The sequence below is a fragment of the Hymenobacter mellowenesis genome (genome assembly GCF_030581005.1).
In the GTDB taxonomy this organism is placed as follows: domain Bacteria; phylum Bacteroidota; class Bacteroidia; order Cytophagales; family Hymenobacteraceae; genus Hymenobacter; species Hymenobacter mellowenesis.
This window is the reverse complement of record NZ_JAUQSX010000013.1, coordinates 57,069-73,911: the sequence shown is the minus strand read 5'-3', so window position 1 is coordinate 73,911 and position 16,843 is coordinate 57,069. Positions and strand designations below refer to the sequence as shown.

Annotated in this window: 12 protein-coding genes; 1 reads left to right on the top strand and 11 read right to left on the bottom strand. The window is 60.6% G+C overall.

Features of this window, described 5'->3' with window-relative positions:
* Positions 1-74 precede the first annotated feature (74 nt).
* Positions 75-1,577 carry a glycine--tRNA ligase gene (locus Q5H92_RS21095; protein WP_305013542.1) on the bottom strand — a complete coding sequence of 501 codons (1,503 nt, stop codon included), beginning with the start codon at positions 1,575-1,577 and terminating at the stop codon, positions 75-77.
* A gap of 303 nt (positions 1,578-1,880) precedes the next feature.
* Between Q5H92_RS21095 and Q5H92_RS21090 the strand changes: the two genes are divergently transcribed.
* Positions 1,881-3,284 carry an inorganic phosphate transporter gene (locus tag Q5H92_RS21090; RefSeq protein WP_305013541.1) on the top strand — a complete coding sequence of 468 codons (1,404 nt, stop codon included), beginning with the start codon at positions 1,881-1,883 and terminating at the stop codon, positions 3,282-3,284.
* A gap of 186 nt (positions 3,285-3,470) precedes the next feature.
* On the opposite strand, the gene Q5H92_RS21085 is transcribed toward Q5H92_RS21090, so the two are convergent.
* The 10 genes from Q5H92_RS21085 to Q5H92_RS21040 form a co-directional block, all read right to left on the bottom strand.
* A complete protein-coding gene (locus tag Q5H92_RS21085; protein WP_305013540.1) occupies positions 3,471-3,983 on the bottom strand; it encodes a hypothetical protein in 513 nt (170 codons plus the stop codon).
* 146 nt (positions 3,984-4,129) lie between these two features.
* Complete coding sequence (locus Q5H92_RS21080) at positions 4,130-4,624, bottom strand: DUF4385 domain-containing protein (protein WP_305013539.1); 495 nt, start codon at positions 4,622-4,624, stop codon at positions 4,130-4,132.
* 1,028 nt (positions 4,625-5,652) lie between these two features.
* Positions 5,653-7,287, bottom strand: a complete 1,635-nt coding sequence (locus Q5H92_RS21075) for an Ig-like domain-containing protein (RefSeq protein WP_305013538.1) — start codon at positions 7,285-7,287, stop codon at positions 5,653-5,655.
* Positions 7,271-7,528 carry a hypothetical protein gene (locus Q5H92_RS21070; RefSeq protein ID WP_305013537.1) on the bottom strand — a complete coding sequence of 86 codons (258 nt, stop codon included), beginning with the start codon at positions 7,526-7,528 and terminating at the stop codon, positions 7,271-7,273. Before Q5H92_RS21070 ends, Q5H92_RS21075 begins: the two co-directional genes overlap by 17 nt.
* A 35-nt stretch (positions 7,529-7,563) precedes the next feature.
* Positions 7,564-8,472, bottom strand: a complete 909-nt coding sequence (locus Q5H92_RS21065; RefSeq protein ID WP_305013536.1) for a class I SAM-dependent methyltransferase — start codon at positions 8,470-8,472, stop codon at positions 7,564-7,566.
* A gap of 470 nt (positions 8,473-8,942) precedes the next feature.
* Positions 8,943-10,811, bottom strand: a complete 1,869-nt coding sequence (gene mnmG, locus Q5H92_RS21060; protein WP_305013535.1) for a tRNA uridine-5-carboxymethylaminomethyl(34) synthesis enzyme MnmG — start codon at positions 10,809-10,811, stop codon at positions 8,943-8,945.
* 218 nt (positions 10,812-11,029) lie between these two features.
* Positions 11,030-11,761: a GNAT family N-acetyltransferase gene (locus tag Q5H92_RS21055; RefSeq protein ID WP_305013534.1), complete on the bottom strand. Its 732-nt coding sequence runs from the start codon at positions 11,759-11,761 to the stop codon at positions 11,030-11,032.
* Positions 11,762-11,961: 200 nt separating this feature from the next.
* The gene (gene ybeY / locus Q5H92_RS21050) at positions 11,962-12,459 is read right to left on the bottom strand and encodes an rRNA maturation RNase YbeY (protein ID WP_369811170.1); all 498 of its coding nucleotides are present in this window, start codon (positions 12,457-12,459) and stop codon (positions 11,962-11,964) included.
* A 16-nt stretch (positions 12,460-12,475) separates the two neighbouring features.
* Complete coding sequence (locus Q5H92_RS21045) at positions 12,476-12,922, bottom strand: ATP-binding protein (protein ID WP_305013533.1); 447 nt, start codon at positions 12,920-12,922, stop codon at positions 12,476-12,478.
* Positions 12,923-13,088: 166 nt separating this feature from the next.
* Positions 13,089-16,658: a DUF4175 family protein gene (locus Q5H92_RS21040; RefSeq protein WP_305013532.1), complete on the bottom strand. Its 3,570-nt coding sequence runs from the start codon at positions 16,656-16,658 to the stop codon at positions 13,089-13,091.
* Positions 16,659-16,843: the final 185 nt, after the last annotated feature.

Sequence of the window (16,843 nt, the reverse complement as noted above, 5' to 3'; positions counted from 1 at the left end):
GCTTCCAACGAAAAGCCCCGGCCCCGAATTTCTTCGGGACCGGGGCTTTTCGTTGACGTCAGTTACTGTGCGCCTTACAGCTGCTCAAAAATGCGGCGGAAGCTCACCGCCTCGCCGATGTAGGCGCGCAGCTCCGAAATCGGCATCCGGGTTTGCTCGCGCGAGTCGCGGTGGCGCACGGTCACAGTTTCGTCTTCCAGCGTCTGGCCATCCACCACGATGCAGAAGGGCGTGCCGATGAGGTCCTGGCGGGTGTAGCGCTTGCCGATGGCGTCGCGCTCTTCCAGCACGAGGCGGAAGTCGAACTTCAGCGAATCGAATATTTCCTGGGCTTTCTCGGGCATGCCGTCTTTGCGCACCAGCGGGAAGATGGCTGCTTTTACGGGGGCCACGGCGGGGTGCAGCTTCAGCACGGTGCGGGTTTTGGTGGTCTGGGTGTCGCCCTCCCCTTCCGTGATTTGCTCTTCCTGGTAGGCGTTGCAGAGCGTGGCCAGGAACAGGCGGTCGGCGCCCACAGAGGTTTCCACCACAAAGGGTACGTAGTTGCCGTAGGCTTTGCCGGTGGCGGGGTCGATATCAGCGTCGAAATACTGCTGCTTTTTGCGGCTCAAGTTCTGGTGCTGGGTCAGGTCGAAGTCGCCGCGCGAGTGGATGCCCTCCATTTCCTTAAAGCCGAAGGGGAATTCATACTCGATATCCACGGCCGCTTTGGCGTAGTGGGCCAGCTTGTCGTGGTCGTGGTAGCGCAGCTTGGCGGCCGGCAGCCCCAGCGCCTCGTGGAACTTGCGGCGCGAAGTCTTCCAAGTGTCGTACCACTCGCCTTCGGTGCCGGGGCGCACGAAGAATTGCATCTCCATCTGCTCAAACTCGCGCATCCGGAAGATGAACTGGCGGGCCACAATCTCGTTCCGGAAGGCCTTGCCGATTTGGGCAATGCCAAAGGGAATCTTCATGCGGGCCGATTTCTGCACGTTCAGGAAGTTCACGAAAATGCCCTGGGCCGTTTCGGGGCGCAGGTACACGGGCGGCGCTTCCGAATCCACGGCCGAACCTTGCGTCGAGAACATCAGGTTGAACTGGCGCACCTCGGTCCAGTTGCCGGTTTTCGAGATGGGGCAGAGAATTTTCTCGTCGAGGATGAGCTGGCGCACGCCGGCCAGGTCGTTGGCCGTGAGCAGGCGGCCCATTTCGGCCGTCAGGGCCGCACCGCGGGCGGGGTCGCCGGCGTTTTCGTACTCGGCGGCTTTTTCTTCGAGCAGCACGTCGGCGCGGTAGCGCTTCTTGCTGTCGAGGTTGTCAATCAGCGGGTCGTTGAAACCGGCGATGTGGCCGCTGGCCTCCCAGGTGCGCGGGTCCATAAAAATGGCGGCGTCGATGCCCACCACGTTGCCGTTGAGCTGGGTCATGGCATCCCACCAGAGGCGCTTGAGGTTGTTTTTCAGTTCTACGCCGTTGGGGCCGTAGTCGTACACGGCAGCTAGGCCGTCGTAGATTTCCGATGACTGGAACACGAAGCCGTATTCCTTGGCGTGGGCCACAATGTCTTTTAGTTGGGCAGGTTCAGATGCTGGGTTCATGCCCGCAAAAGTAGGCCGATGCGGCTGAAGCTGAAACTTGTGCGTAGAAGGCGCGAAATCTGAGCTGTGATTTCCAGAACGTCATGCCGAGCGCAGCGCAGCATCTTGCCCGCCACCACTAATCCTATCGATTGAATTGCGTTGCGCGGTAGAGATGCTTTAGCCACGCGGACGCCAGATAAGCATGACGTTCTTTCTCGATGTTCCTTCGCTCCGCGTCACAATTCGGTAACATACCGGCTCTGAGCTACCTCCCTACCTTTGACCCATGATTACAATCAATTTCCCACAAAACCGCCTTTTATGTTTGGTTTAGAACCTCACGTGCTTCTGCTTCTCGGCGTATGCCTGCTGGCCGCCTGCGCGTTCGAGTTCGTGAATGGCTTCCACGACACGGCCAACGCCGTGGCCACCGTTATCTACACCAACGCGCTGCGGCCGTGGGTGGCCGTCGTCTGGTCGGCGTTCTGGAACTTCATTGGCGTGTTTGCCGGCGGCATCGGCGTGGCCATGGGCATTATTTACCTACTGCCCGTCGAAACGCTGGTCGACCAGAACGTGTACCACGGCATCGCCATGGTGGGCGCCCTCATCCTGGCGGCCATCATCTGGAACGTGGGCACCTGGTACTATGGCATCCCGGCTTCCAGTTCGCACGCCCTCATTGGCTCGATTCTGGGCGTGGGTATCGCATTTTCGCTGCTGCCAGGCTCGCGCGGCGCGGCCGTAAACTGGTCTAAAGCCGGCGAAACGGGCATTGCGCTGCTGGTGGGGCCGCTGCTGGGCTTCGCGCTCACCATTGGTATGATGTTCCTGTTCAAGCGCTTTTCGCCCAGCAAGGCCATCTTCAAGGAGCCGCACAAGCGCAAGCCCCCACCCCTCTGGATTCGCCTGCTGCTCATCACCACCTGCACGCTGGTGAGCTTCTTCCACGGCTCGAACGACGGCCAAAAAGGCGTGGGCCTAGTGATGCTGATTCTCATCGGCATCGTGCCCTTCCGCTTCGCCCTCGACGAAACCAAAAACCCGCTCGACCTGCGCGAGTCCCTCACCAAAGTAGAGTACGTGATGAGCCGCGTCAACCCCGCCGAGCTCAGCCCCGACGACCAGAAAAACCTGGCCGAAATCCAGGCCGAAACCGGCGACCTCGACCGGATTTTCGCCGGCAAAACCGACATTAAGCAACTGCCCCAGCAAACGCGCTTCGAAATCCGCCGCGACGTGCTGCTGCTCACCAACCGCGCCAAGAAGCTCCTCGGCTCCGAGAAGGTGAGCCTGAGCACTGCCGACCGCAAGACCTACGACGACGCCACGAAGGAAATGAAAACCTTCACTGACTACGCGCCCTGGTGGGTGCTGCTCATGGTGAGCACCTCGCTGGCCGTGGGCACCATGATTGGCTGGCAACGCATCGTGAAAACTATCGGTGAGCGCATCGGCAAGGAGCACCTGAGCTACGCCCAGGGCGCCAGCTCCGAGCTGGTGGCCGCCGCCATGATTGGCGTGAGCACGCAGTTCGGCCTGCCCTCGTCCACCACGCACGTGCTTACGTCGAGCATCGCGGGCAGCATGGTGGCCAGCCGCGGCGTGAAGAACATCAACCCCGGCATGGTGCGCAACATTGCCCTGGCTTGGGTGCTCACGCTGCCCGTCACGATGGTACTGTCGGGCCTGCTGTTCCTGCTGTTCCGCGCCGTGCTGGGCTAACAGAAACTAACCGCTAAAACGCCAAAAAGGCTGCCCTTCAACGGGGCAGCCTTTTTCATGCTCGGCAAATTAGCAAAAGGGTCGCTTGCTAGTAAAAGGACAATTTTGGGGGATAACCCTGCTGTTTTTAGTGACTTGTCCACTTATCCACAGTAAAAAACCGGGTAAATGTGGATAACCCAACCTCTACTTAGGCCACTGCACCTCCATGTCGTCGTTGATGAAGACGCCGAAATTGACGAACTGCAGCTCGCCTTCCTCGAAGTAGAGGTCAATCATCGACTTCTCGTAGGAGAGGCGCACCGCACCCTCTTCCATGGTTTCCACCTCGGGGGTGGGCTGGTTGTGGCGGGCCATCAGCGCCTTCACCTGGTCAAGGCTGAGGCCGAAAATGGCTTCGCCGAAGAGGCGCATGTTGGGGTTGTCGGTTTCGATGCAGCTTAGGCGGAAATCGTCTTCACGGTCGAAGTAGAGCGACAGCAGGTAGTCTTCCTCGTGGTAGTTCCAGGCCTGGTGCTCGAAATCGTCGTCGTCGTCGGACTCTTCGATTTCTTCGGGCTCGCCCACGAGGGTGCGCACTTCGTCCATGGTGGCGCCGAAGCGCAGGGGGCCCATGCCGGTGCCCAGGATAATTTCGTTTTCCTCGATGCTGGAGGGTTGCGTGGTGCTCATGCGGTTGGGGTAAGGGATGGTAAGCAAAGGTAGGCAGGGATACAGAACGTCATGCCGAGCGCAGCGCAGCATCTTGCCCGCGCAATGCAATCCAATCGAAAGGTTTACTGGAGGCGGGCGAGATGCTGCGCTGCGCTCGGCATGACGTTCTTTTTTAATGCTGACTTATCCCCTCACTTGCCATACTTTTCCACAAACGCCTCCTTCTGCCGGATATATTCGGGGTTGGCCTTGGCCTCGTCCCACTTGCGCTTGAAAATGGCGGCGGCTTCCACCTTATCCACATCGGGGTGGGTGGTGCGGGGCAGCTCGGCGCGGCCGTGGGCGCCGCTCTGGCCTTTTTTATCGTCGGGCACGGGGCCGGCGTATTTCTTGCCGCCCTTGTGGTTGGCGTAGCGCCGGGCCCGGGTGAAACCCATCTGGATGAATTTGCGGGCCATGTCGGCCCCCACAAAATCGTGGGCATTCAAATACGCTTCAAACAGACTGTAAATCGTCTCCGACGACTCCCGGGCCGCCGCCGCGTCTTTGAATCGCCAGTGCGGCAAAATTTCGCCCTTGTAGGGCTGCACCAGCAGCACGCCCTGCTCGCCCCGGCCCACGCGGTAGAGCTCGGGGTGCTGGCGGAAATCGACGGTGTGGAAATCGAGAGTGTAATCGAACGGCATGGGGGAACCTGAATCAAGGTTTGAAACGCAATCAGCGCGGTGTGCATAACCCATACGGATTCGCGCCGAAACCGCAAGCCGGCTTTTGGCGAAGTGCGGCGGCTGGGCATCTTTTTTTTGGAAGCCGGCTTTTGGGAGCTCAGACTTTTCCTCTTTGGGTTTTCCCCACTTTTAATTTTTGATTAAATTTTTTTCTTAAAAACTCTTTTTGTTTCCACTCATTAGGTCCGTTGATAAGTGGATAAGCCCGCGAGGTTATCCCCAGCGTGGATAACGTGGGGGAAACAGTGGCCTTATCCACGCGCTATACAGCGGCATTGTGGAAAACAAATTACTGATTATCTACAGGTTAATTCATTTTTCAACATCTACACCGGGTTTCCACATTTCCCTATCCCCACGAAAAGTGAGGGTGTGGGAAGGGCTGCTGGGCTGGGGAAGTTATCCACGGTTATCCACGGGGAAAATGCCCTGTGTGGGCGCTGAAAGCACCAAAAAAACTTGTACCCCATTTATCCCCCGCTTCTCCCCATGTTTCCCCCAGGTTATCCCCGAAATTTCCCACAAGCCGAAAACGCTGTGGAAAAGCCCGTGGAAAACCGGTGGATTATTGCTCAAAACGGCCCGCAGTAACTGGAATCAAAGGTTGGTTATCCACGAAAGGCTGTGGTGGGCGTGTTAATTACCTATTAAGCGGTGCTAACCGCTACCCCAACTGACGCCGAACACCTGACGGCAGGTTAGGGCATTTGAACGATGTAGGGGCGGGGCTTGCCCCCGCCCGGACGCTTGCGCCAGTGCAACGATTCTGTATAACGGCGGGCGGGGGCAAGCCCCGCCCCGACATCGTCCAGTCATCCACCTGAAAATTGCTTTAAAAGCTCCCTCATCTTACACTGCCACTATGCAACCCGAGACACCGCGTAGCGACTTCAAAACCACCCCCAACGCCAGAGCCCCGGTCAAACGGCCCTCAACCGAAGAGGTGCCGCCCGGCCGGGGCTCGGAAAAGTCTCTGGAATGGTTATCTAAAAGCTGAGCGGCTCCTCAATATCGAAGCCGGCCCGGATTTGCTGGGGCTTGGGGTCGAGGTACACGGGCTCGGGCGGGAGGAGCAGGTTGGGGTCGCCGCCGCGCCAGCGGCCGTCGCCGTCGGCATCGATGAGCACGCGCAGGCGGTAGGTGCCGGGCGCGATGTCGGAGAATAGGTACTTGCCTTTGGGCGAGGCCAGGCTGGCCACCACCTGTAGCTTGGAATCGAGGAGCTGCAGCTCGAAGTTCTTCTCCTTCGTGGTGATTGTGCCCGAGAGGCTGGTCGACACGTCCTGCTCGCTGATACCCAGGCGCAGAGGCCGCAGGCGCAGGTCCTGGCCTGTGATGGCGGTGATGGCCGTGCTGTCGAGCACGATTTCGAGCCGGGTTTTGGCTTTGCTGTTGAAGCGCACGCCTAGCTCTGTGCGGTCGGCGTTGAGGGTGCCGTCGGCGGGCAGGCGCAGGGGGCGGCGCTTGGTTGAATCTTCGATGAGGGTGCCGAAGGGCTTGCCGCTGGCCACCCGTACCGGCACCAGAAACTGGAAGCGTACCTGGCCTTCGGGGTACACCTTCCGGGGGCTGCCTTCCACGTTATACAACGTGGGAAGGGCTACTTTTTTGGCCGTGGCCGGCGGCACCGGGAACTTCACCTGTAGGGTGTCGCGGCCCACATTGCCGGTGCTGTCGGCCATGGTGAGGAGGTAGCGGCCGTCGCCCACATCGGGCGTTTTATAAAGCACCAGCGTACGGCCCCGGTCGGTGAGCTGGGTAGCTTCGGCCAGCACCTCGGGCTTAGGGCCGGCTCCCAGCGTGATGAGGGTGGCCGTGCGCAAGGCTTCGTTGAACCCCAAACGCAGTTGCGTGGGACTGGGCGTGCGGGTGGTGAGCAACGGCGGACGGCGGTCGGGCTGGGTAAGCACCAGGACCACGGGCTGGCCGGTGCGGCCGGCAATGGTGATGGGCGCGGGCAGGTAGCCAATCTTCTCGCCGTCGTCGTAGCGGCCGTTGTTGTTCTTGTCGCCGATGGCGTAGATTTTGTAAGTGCCGTCCTTCAAAAAACCCAGGTTGAACTTGCCTTCCTTGTCGGTGAGGGCCGTGTAGTAGGGCCGGCCGCGGCGCACGCCGGCCGTGTCGATGGTACGGTAGAGGCCGATGCTGGCTTCGCCCACGGGCTTGGCCGTGAGCAGGTCGGTGACGGTGCCAGTGACGCGGCCCGAGTCGAGCACAGCGCCGGTGCTGAAGTTGACTACCGCGTTTTTAGCCGGCAGCCCTTCGGTGATGTCCACAATACCCTCGCGGAAATTGAAGCTGTAGGTGGTGTTCGGGTCCAGCGGCTTGTCGAAGAGCAGCGTGACGGAGTTGCGGTCTTCGCGCAGCTTGTAGGGGTTGTCTTCGGCCAGCTGGGGCGTGATGAGCAGGTTTTTGCTCAGGTCTTTGGTGACGACGGGTTCCGAAAAGATGAGCCGCACAAACTGCTGCTTCACGTTGCGGGCTGCGCTGTCGGGCGAGCTGCTGATGCGGCGCGGGGCAATTCGGTCGCGCGGGCCGCCCAGGGGCGGGGCCACGGCGGCGCAGCTTTCAAGCAAGGCAACCAGCGCCAGCAGAGCCAGCAGTTCAGCGCGAACGGACATTATAGAGAAGCAGCGTGGAAAGCGTGAGAACAACAATGGCCGCCCCGATGCGCCACGCCAGGCGGCGCGTCACGGCATCGCTCGGCTCGGTGGTAACGACAGTGACCGTGCGGGCGGTATCGGCCACAAAGGTCGGCGCGGGAGTTTTGACCGAGTCCGGGCGCGGCGCCACGACGGGCGCGGGCGGCGTGGCGGGCAGCGTTTGGGCGCGGGCGGCCGGCAGCAGGCACGCGGCCAGCACCAAGCCCCTCCCCCACCGGCGCGCCGCCCGCCGCATCAGGCGCCGGCCGGGGCGCGCCGCCCGGCCACGTACAGCAAGCTCGAATACTGCCCTTCGTGCTCCTCGGCGTACACATTCGACTTGTAGCCGGCCTTGAGCACGGTGAGCAGGCCGCCCGCCCGCTCGGCCTTGTGCTTCTCGCTGAGCATGCTCACGTAATAGGCATCGAGCGGCATGGGCAGCGTCTGGCGGATGGCCAGCTTGTGCTTCTTGAGCAGCTGGACCATGGTTTTGGGCGCGAAGTGGTAGAGGTGGCGGGGCACGTCGTAGGCGGCCCACAGCTCGCGGTAGTGCTGGGCGTCGAGGCTTTCCACGTTGGGCACGGCAATGAGCAGCACACCTTCGGGCTTCAGCAGCGCCACCAGTTGGGCCAGTGTCTCATTCAGCGTATGAATGTGCTCCAGCACGTGCCAGAGCGTAATCGCATCGAACGTGCCGGGCTGAAACTGCACCAGACTCTCCTGCCCGATGGGCTGGCCGAGGCGCTGGCTGGCTTCCTCGCGGGCGCGGGCGTTGGGCTCCAGCCCGGCCACCTGCCAGCCGCCCGACTTGGCCGCCGCCAGGAAATGCCCCGTGCCGCAGCCGTAGTCCAGCAGCTTGCCCCGGCGCGGCGCCAGCTTGTTCAGCAAGCTCACCTTGCGGCGCATGGTGAAAAACCGCGCCACCTTGTAGGCCTTATTCACGAATCCCTGGGCGGCGCTATTGTGCGACACGTAAGCGTCCGACTCGTAGTATTTGCCGATTTCGGCCTCGCTCGGCCGCGGGTTGGTAAACTGAAAGCTGCAGCCCGCGCACTGCACAATGGCGAAGCTTTCGTGGCTCACCGTGCGGTCTTCCACCACCAGCTTGTTTTTGAAGTCGGTTTTGCCGCAGACCGGGCAATTATCTAAACGTTCGTAGGACACGGATTTGGGCAAACAGATAAAGCTGGCCACCGAAATGGATTACGAAGACCGAAGACAAAAATAAGGCGTTGGAGTAAGAACCGGCGGAATTATCAAGCCGTCACCTGAATGCCCCTTGCAATAAGGGGCCTAAAGCCGGGGCATCGGGGGAGAGGGTTAGCTGCACTGCTTCAATGCACACTCGGTAGCTTACCCACCAGCCAGCCAAATTGAGCAAAGCCAACAGCAACCAAATTGCCGAGCGTTGCCACTGTTGCCGCCAGAGATTCTGGAGTAACGAGCCAACCGCCAGCCCGCCCATCATAAACAAACCCACCAATAGCCCAAAGGCCAGCAGTGATAGCAGGTCCGAATTATACAGCCAGGGCGCGCCGCCAATCAGGACGCCTACAAGCAGCAGGGTAGCTATAAAATTACGCTTTGAAGAGCGCCACGCTGGCACAGCACCAGATTGAGCCACGGCACTCATCCTACCGCCCCAGATACACCATCAGCACCGACACATCGGCCGGCGAAATGCCGCTGATGCGCGAGGCCTGCCCAATGGTTTCGGGCTGAATCTTGAGCAGCTTTTCGCGGGCCTCGTGCGAGAGAGCGGGCATGGCGCGGTAGTCGAGCCGGCCCTGAATAACGAAGTTCTCCAGCTCCTGCATGCGCTCGGCTTGCTGCTGCTCTTTCAGCAAGTAGGTTTCGTACTTAATGTTGATGATAGCCTGCTCCAGCGCCTCGGCATCGAAAGCGGCCAGCGCCTCGTCCAGCGCGGGCAGGGCGCGGCGCAGGTCGGCCAGCTCCACGTTGGGGCGGCGCAGCAGGTTCACGGCGCGGGTTTTTTCGTGGATTTCGGCCGAGCCCAGCTCCACCATGAGCGGGTTGATTTCGGCCGGCTCGATGGCGAATTTCTGGAACAGCACGCCGATTTCGGCGGTCTGCGCCTCCTTCATCCGCACGCGCTCCAGCCGCTCATCCGAGGCCAGGCCCAGTTCGTGGCCCAGCGGCGTGAGGCGCAAATCCGCATTGTCCTGGCGCAGCAGAATGCGGTGCTCGGCGCGGCTCGTGAACATGCGGTATGGCTCGTCGGTGCCTTTGTTCACCAGGTCATCAATGAGCACACCGATGTATGCCTCGCTCCTTTTGAGCACGAACGGTGCTTTGCCGTGCACTTTGTTGTGGGCGTTAATACCGGCCATCAGGCCCTGACAGGCGGCCTCCTCGTAGCCCGTGGTGCCGTTAATCTGGCCTGCGAAATACAGGCCCGCAATCAGCTTGGTTTCGAGCGTCAGCGCCAACTGCGTGGGCGGGAAAAAATCGTACTCGATGGCATAGCCGGGGCGGAACATTTTGGCGTTCTCAAAACCCGCGATTTCGCGCAGGGCGCGGTACTGCACGTCCTCGGGCAGCGAGCTGCTGAAGCCGTTCACATAGCATTCCACGGTACTCCAACCCTCGGGCTCCACGAAAATCTGGTGGCGGTCCTTGTCGGCGAAGCGGTTGATTTTGTCTTCCACGCTGGGGCAGTAGCGCGGCCCCAGGCCCTTGATGCGGCCTTGGAACATGGGTGACTTCTCGAATCCCTCGCGCAGGATGTCGTGCACCCGCTCGTTGGTGTAGGTGATGTAGCAGGGGCGCTGCTGGGTGAGACGCGGCGTGTCGAGGTAAGAGAATTTGCTGGGCACCTCGTCGCCGCCCTGCGCTTCCATTTTGGAGTAGTCGAGGCTGCGGCCGTCCACGCGGGGCGGAGTGCCGGTTTTCATGCGCCCGGCCTCAAAGCCCAGCTCCACCAGTTGCTCGGTGATGCCCCGGCTGCCCTTCTCCGCCGCCCGGCCGCCCCCAAAATTCTTCTCGCCGATGTGGATGAGGCCGTTCAGGAAGGTGCCGTTGGTGAGCACCACCGACTTACCGCGAAACGCGATGCCGAGGGCGGTTTTCACGCCCACCGCGGTGTCGTTTTCCACCACAATGCCAGTCACGGCTTCCTGCCAGAAGTCCACGTTGGCGATGCCTTCCAGCGTCAGGCGCCAGGCTTCGGCGAAGCGCATGCGGTCGCTTTGCGCGCGTGGGCTCCACATGGCGGGGCCTTTCGAGCGGTTCAGCATCCGAAACTGAATCATGGTCTGGTCGGTGATGATGCCCGACTGGCCGCCCAGCGCGTCGATTTCGCGCACAATCTGGCCCTTGGCCACGCCGCCCATAGCCGGGTTGCACGACATCTGGGCGATGGTGTTCATGTTCATCGTCACCAGCAGCACTTTCGAGCCGAGGTTGGCAGCGGCGGCAGCGGCTTCGCAGCCGGCGTGGCCCGCGCCCACTACAATGACGTCGTATTCTTCTTGCTGAAACATATAGCGCGAGGTTTCGCGAGGTTAAAAAAGGTCTCGCAAGGTTTTGGTTCTCATCATCTACACAAAGCAGGAGTAGGCGGTTCCACGCGTTGCGAAACCTCTTTTAACCTTGCGAAACCTTGCGCGATTGATAATTACAAAATTACGCATTCCACGCCCAACACCAGTTTCACGTGAAACGGCTTGCGGGTTTAAGAATTCAGGTTAAGCAGGACGGTTTACGCTTTATCAACCATTCCTCGCAGGTCCTCGGGCAGCCATTCATCCAGCAGTTCGGCTGAATGGGCGTTGACTATTTCCCAGGAAAACGGCTGCCAGAAGCCTCGCACGTTATCAAAAACCTCGGTGGCCGCCGCGCAGGCGAATAGCTTGTAATCGAATTTCGGGTAGCCGTGCACCAGGTAGCCGGGGTAGTAATAATCGAGCCCCAGGCGGCGGGCATGGTCGGTTTTCAGCAGCAGCAGGTATTTGCCGAGGCTGAATTGGCGGTATTCGGGGTCGTAGAAATTGAGGATGCCGGCCAGCGTCCGTTCGCCGCGGTCGAAGATGCCGACGGCAATCAGGCGCTCGCCGTCGCGCAATTCGATGACTTGGGTGTTGAAGGCGTTGTGCGGCTCCCCGCCGAGTAACACGGCTTCGATGGTGGGGGCGGCATCGAAGGTGATGGAGGCGTGGTAGCGGGCATAAAGCGCCTCGTATTCCTCGGTGAGGCGGAATGGTCGAACGGTGGCCGTAAACCGAGCGTTGCGGCGCAGCAGCCGGCGCTGCTCCGGGCCCCAGGTTACGCGGCTTAGGTCGAGTCGCAGCCAGTGGGCGGTGTAGAGGCGTTTGCCGAAGGGCACGAAGTGGCAGGTGAATAACTCCTGCTGCATGCGGTAGTAGCCCTGGGCGAGGTAGAAGTCCAAGGCATCGCCCCGAATGATGGGAAAGCCGGAAGGGGAAGCAGACATGAGAAAAGATGATAGAACGAGGTAGAGACGCAATATCTTGCGTCTCGTCGTTGAACGGTCGGGGCCACGCAAAACCACATCGGCGGCGCGGTCATAACAACATCAGCAACGACGAGACGCAAGATATTGCGTCTCTACACCCTATATGCCAAACGCCCGCTTTTGGGGCGGGCGTCGGTGTTTTTAGTTAACAGAAGGAGCTAAAAAGTGCGAAGCGATAGGCAGTCGTCTTCCTTTTTTCGCATGGCTGTTTGGCTCAGCAGGTCTTTGTCGTGGTAGCCGAGCAGGTGCAGCACACCGTGAATCATGACGCGGTGTAGTTCGTCGCGAAAGGGGATGCCGAGGTCTTGGGCATTCTCACGCACGCGCTCCACGCTGATGAAGATGTCGCCTTCGAGAATGTCGGCGTCGTCCGAATTATCGAAAGTGATGACGTCGGTCAGCGTGTCGTGGTCGAGGTATTCGACGTTGAGCCGGTGCAGGTAGTCATCGGAGCAGAAGATGTAGGTGAGCTGCACGATGCGGTGTTCATGCACCCGCGCCACGCGCTCAATCCAGCCAATCAGCTCCTCGGCGTCGGACAGCTCGAACGCAGGCACGTCTTCCACCATGAACTCGATGCCGGGGGCCTCGTGGTGGAGCTCGCCGGGGGGGAAGCTTTCGTGGTGGGGCGGGCCCACCGGCGGGGTGCTCATCATGCAGCGTCAGGCAGCTTTATGCGGCAATTTGGTCGGCGGTGGAGGGCTCGTCGGCGGGCGCGGGAGCCAGCTGGAACGTGAGCAGCACGCGGCGACCCTCCTTGCTGAACTCCACCTCATCGGCCAGGTGGCGGATGAGGAAGATGCCGCGGCCTCCCGGATTTTCGAGGTTTTCGGGCGCCGTGGGGTCGTCGAGGTTGTCGTAATTGAAGCCCGTGCCCTCGTCTTCGATTTCGAATTTGAGCTGCTGGGGCTCCACGTAGAGCGACAAGTAGACGTTCTTGTCCTTGTCGAACTTGTTGCCGTGGCGAATGGCGTTGTTCACCGCTTCGGTCACGGCCACCATGATGTTGCCGTAGATATCGTCCTCAATCTGAAAGGTATCCTTGGAGTTATCGATGAAACTTTCGACTACGCGGATGTTCTCGACGAGCGACGGAATCTGAATTTTTACCTGCTTCATAAGGCGGTTTGTAGGAAGAGCGGCGGCAAGTTGTGCGGGCGGCAAAAATAGTCTTTTAAATGGCAAAGCGCCACAAGAATTTGCGTGGCACGCCGCCAAAGGGTTTCGACAGATTGCTAAACACTTAACGAGACAGCGGCCGTTTTGGATGGAATGGAAGGCCCGGCTACTTGATTTTTTGGAAATACTCGCCCACCTCGCGTTGGTAGTACGGGGTGAGGTTCGGGGGGGTACTACGTAGTAATTCCGTCTGGCGTTCCTTGGTACCCTTGTATTTATCGAAAGCCGGCGGAAAAACCGGGGGTTTGTACTGAGCCGCCTGGGCTTCGCGCTTGGTGTCCTGGTCGCGCTCGCGGGCCGATTTCTCCACTTCCAGCAGGCGGGTGAGGATTTGCTGCTGGCGCAGGATGGTTTCTTCGGTGAGGCGCTTGTTCACGAGGTCGGTTTCGGTTTGCTCCATCATTTTCTTGAGCTCGCCGGTGCCGCCGCCGCCCTGGTCGCCCTTGCCGTCTTTGCCATTCTGGCCGCCTTCTTTGCCATCTTTCCCGTCCTTGCCCTGGCCGGGTTGGCCTTCGCCGGGCTGGCCGGCGCCACCGGGCTGGCCCGCCGCGCCGGGTTTGCCACCGGGCTTGCCCTGGCCCTGTTGCAGCTTGTCGAGCTGCTGCATGGCCTGGCGCAGCATCTGCTGCTGGCCGGCCAGCTTGGCCAGCTCTTCCGACATCTGGCGGCCCTGCTTGCCGCTCTGCGAGAGCTTCTGAATCTGCTCGTTGAGCTGCTGCTGCATCTTGCCCATGCTGCCGGGGCCCGGCTTGCTGCCCTGCCCTTGGCCCTGGCCTTTGCCTTTTTTCTTGCCCTTGCCGGGCTTGCCGTCGCCGGGCTGGGGCTGGCCTTTGCCGGCCTGCTGCTCCTGCTGCATCTGCTGCAAAGAGTTTTGCAGCATCAGGGCGAGGTTGTTCATGCTGGTCATGGCCTGCTGCTCGGTGGCGGTAGCGCGGCCCAGGTCGCGCTGCTGAATGTGGGTGAGCGACTCGTCCATGCGGCCGTTCATCTCGCCCACTTCGCGCGTCACGAAGCTCTGAATCTTGGGCTCCTTCTTAGCCAAGGCGTAGAGCGAATCCTGGATGATTTTGGCGTCGTCGCGCAGCTTGCGCTGCGTCTGACCCAACTGCACGAAGCGCGGGTCACTCTGGTCCACTTTGCGGAAATCCTTCATCAGGTTTTCCTGGTCGAAGCTAAGGGTCAGTAGGTTTTCGAGGATGTCGCGCAGGTCGTCGATGTTTTGCTGGGCCTGGTCGCTTTCCTCCTCGCTCATCTGGTCGCGCATTTTCTGCGCCATCTTTTTCATGCGCTGGGCGGCGCTTTTCTGCTTGGCGGCGGCCTTGGAGTTCTGGTTTTTACTAAGGCTCTGCTGGCTTTCCTGCATGTCCTGGTCGGTCTGCTCCTGCTCGGGTTTCTGCTCGTCCATGCCGTTCTGGTTGTCGAGCTCCTTATCCATCTGCTTGAGGTCCTGCAGGTCCTTTTTCAGGTCTTCGAATTCCTTCTGGTTCTCGGCCTGCTCCTGCTTCAGCTGCTCCTGCTTGGCCTTCTGCTCCTGGTTCGAGAGCTTGTTGTCGGGGTTTTCCTTGTCGTTCTGGGCGGTTTTTTCGGCCAGCTTTTCCTCGTCTTTGGCCAGCTCTTCCAGCTTGTTGGCGGTTTCCTCGGCCTTCTGCTCCAGCTGCATCTGCTTGAACATTTCGAGGGCGCGGTCCAGCTCTTTTTGCAGGGTGTTTTCCTTGTTTTCGAGCTGCTGGAGGAGCTTTTGCATCTCGGCATCGGGCTGCTTCTGCTCTTCCAGCAGCTTTTTCAGCTTGTCGTAGAGCTTCTTGGTTTCGGGGTCGAGGAGGTTATCCATGAGCTTTTTCAGCTCCTCGGCTTTCTTGGCCAGCTCCTCACTTTTGGGGTTGGCCTGGTCCTGCTTCTGCTGCAGCTGCTCGAACATCTTCTGCATCTGCTCCATCTGCTGGTTCAGCTGGTTCTTTTGGTCCAGCATGTTTTCCAGCTGCTTGCGGTCCTGGAAGCTCAGGTCGCGCTTGGTTTTGAGCTTGTCCTGGGTTTTGGCCAGCTCGCGCTCCAGCTTCTCGCTTTGCTTGGCGGCCTGGCTCATCTGGCTGGCCACCGATTGGGCCTGGGCCTGCATTTCCTGTTTCAGCTCGCGCCGGCTGGGCAGGCGGAACTCGGCTGGGCGGGTGCGGGTGGCCTTGGGGCCGTGTACGCCGTCGTTGTCCCAGGCCTCCACGTAGTATTCGAGGCGGTCGCCGGGCTGCAGGTTTAGCGGGTTCAGGTTCCAGGTGTAAGCGTAGGTGCCGGAGCTTTCGCGGGGAAGGCCTAGCGCAGTGCTGCCCTGGCGGACGGGCGCGGCATTAGGCCCTTGGCCGGCGCGGCGCAGGGCGTAGTGCAGGCTTAGGCGGGTCAGGCCATAGTCGTCGCGCACGGTGCCGCCCAGGGCCAGGTAGCGCCGCGTCACGGTATCAGCAAAGGCTTCCAGCGTGAGCGTGGGGGCCAAGTCGGGCACGGCCGTGAGCTGGTAGGAAATGGGGTCGCGGTTGAGGCTGGCCGGGTTTTTCAGGCGCAGCAGGTAGGGCTGCGAGCGCATAATGCGCCGCTCAGCCACGAAGGTGCCGTCGTCGCCGGTGGCGGCCAGGGTTTCGTCGGGGTTCTGGAATACAAGGGCCAACTCATCGGTGGCGGCCGTGGCGAATTCCCAGCGCACCGTGCTGCCCTCGGGCACCGTCAGGTTGCCGCCGTTCTCAATGGTTTCGGCCGCCTTGCCGGTGTAGGCCGGGTAGGTGATGTTAACCTTGAAATCGCGCAGATTGGGCCGTTCCAGCACCGTGAGCTGGTATTCGGGCGAGGCAAAGCCGGCACCCTTTAGCTGAAACGTCACGTCGCCCTGCGGCTGCTCGAAGGTGTAACGGAACTGGTCGCCCTGGCCCGCCACCTTGCTCAGCTTGCGCTCGCCTTCGTCGAAGGCAATGCTGACATCGGCCGGCAGAGCCTGGCCCGCCACGCCCACGTCCAGCGTAAAATCTTCGCCCTTAAAAGCCGTCAGCTTGGGGTTCTTAATCAGAAATTGAAACGGCGCCGGCGGCGAATATGCCCGCTTGTAGTGCCAGATGCGCTCGGTGCCCTGCACCAGAAAGCTGGGATAAAATGCCAGCAGTAGCAGCAGCACGGACGCCGGAATGGCCGCGTACTTCCACAGTGGCCGGCTCTGCTGCTGAATGTCGATGCCCTTGGCGAAGGAAATGTCGCCCATCTGGGCGGCACGCTGCTCCAGGCTGGCGGCGATGAGGGCGTTATCGCGGGCCTGGCCCTGCAACTGCAGGGCGTTCAGCAGGCGGTCCTGCACTTCGGGGAAAAGCTCCCCTACCCGGCGGGCGGCCTGCTCGTCGCTCAGCAGCCGGCGCAGGTTGGTGAGGGCCGCCAGCGGCGTCCAAATCCAGCGCGCGAAGCTGTAGATGGTGAGGCCAATGAACCCAAACAACAGCCCGGCCCGCACCGCCGTGGGCAGGTAGAGGAAGTATTCGAGGCCGTTGAATACCACGAAAAAGCTCAGCAGCAGGCCGCCGGCTACCAGCCCGCCCCGCACCAGCAGGTTGAGGTAAAATTTGCGCTTGAAGGCCTCCAGCTCCGTCCGCACCCGCGTTAGCGCGGGGTACTCGGCGGCCGTTGCGCCTTGCTCTATTATCACCGCCATAAATCAGTTCTTAGTCGGGAAAGATACATCAGCGGCGGGGTGCTTGGTTCAGAATCAAAGCGGAGAGCGTCTGTCATCCTGAGCGTAGCGAAGGACCTTATCACGGTCGTAGCAGTTGAATTACTGCCAATCGTTCTAACTTGATAAGGTCCTTCGCTGCGCTCAGGATGACAGACGTACACTCT

Bases quoted from the DNA above. Each gene is read 5' to 3' on its own strand.
- Q5H92_RS21055 (WP_305013534.1), bottom strand. From the start codon at position 11,761: ATGTCTGCTTCCCCTTCCGGCTTTCCCATCATTCGGGGCGATGCCTTG.
- Q5H92_RS21090 (WP_305013541.1), top strand. From the start codon at position 1,881: ATGTTTGGTTTAGAACCTCACGTGCTTCTGCTTCTCGGCGTATGCCTG.
- mnmG (WP_305013535.1), bottom strand. From the start codon at position 10,811: ATGTTTCAGCAAGAAGAATACGACGTCATTGTAGTGGGCGCGGGCCAC.
- Q5H92_RS21080 (WP_305013539.1), bottom strand. From the start codon at position 4,624: ATGCCGTTCGATTACACTCTCGATTTCCACACCGTCGATTTCCGCCAG.
- Q5H92_RS21040 (WP_305013532.1), bottom strand. From the start codon at position 16,658: ATGGCGGTGATAATAGAGCAAGGCGCAACGGCCGCCGAGTACCCCGCG.
- ybeY (WP_369811170.1), bottom strand. From the start codon at position 12,459: ATGATGAGCACCCCGCCGGTGGGCCCGCCCCACCACGAAAGCTTCCCC.
- Q5H92_RS21095 (WP_305013542.1), bottom strand. From the start codon at position 1,577: ATGAACCCAGCATCTGAACCTGCCCAACTAAAAGACATTGTGGCCCAC.
- Q5H92_RS21075 (WP_305013538.1), bottom strand. From the start codon at position 7,287: ATGTCCGTTCGCGCTGAACTGCTGGCTCTGCTGGCGCTGGTTGCCTTG.
- Q5H92_RS21045 (WP_305013533.1), bottom strand. From the start codon at position 12,922: ATGAAGCAGGTAAAAATTCAGATTCCGTCGCTCGTCGAGAACATCCGC.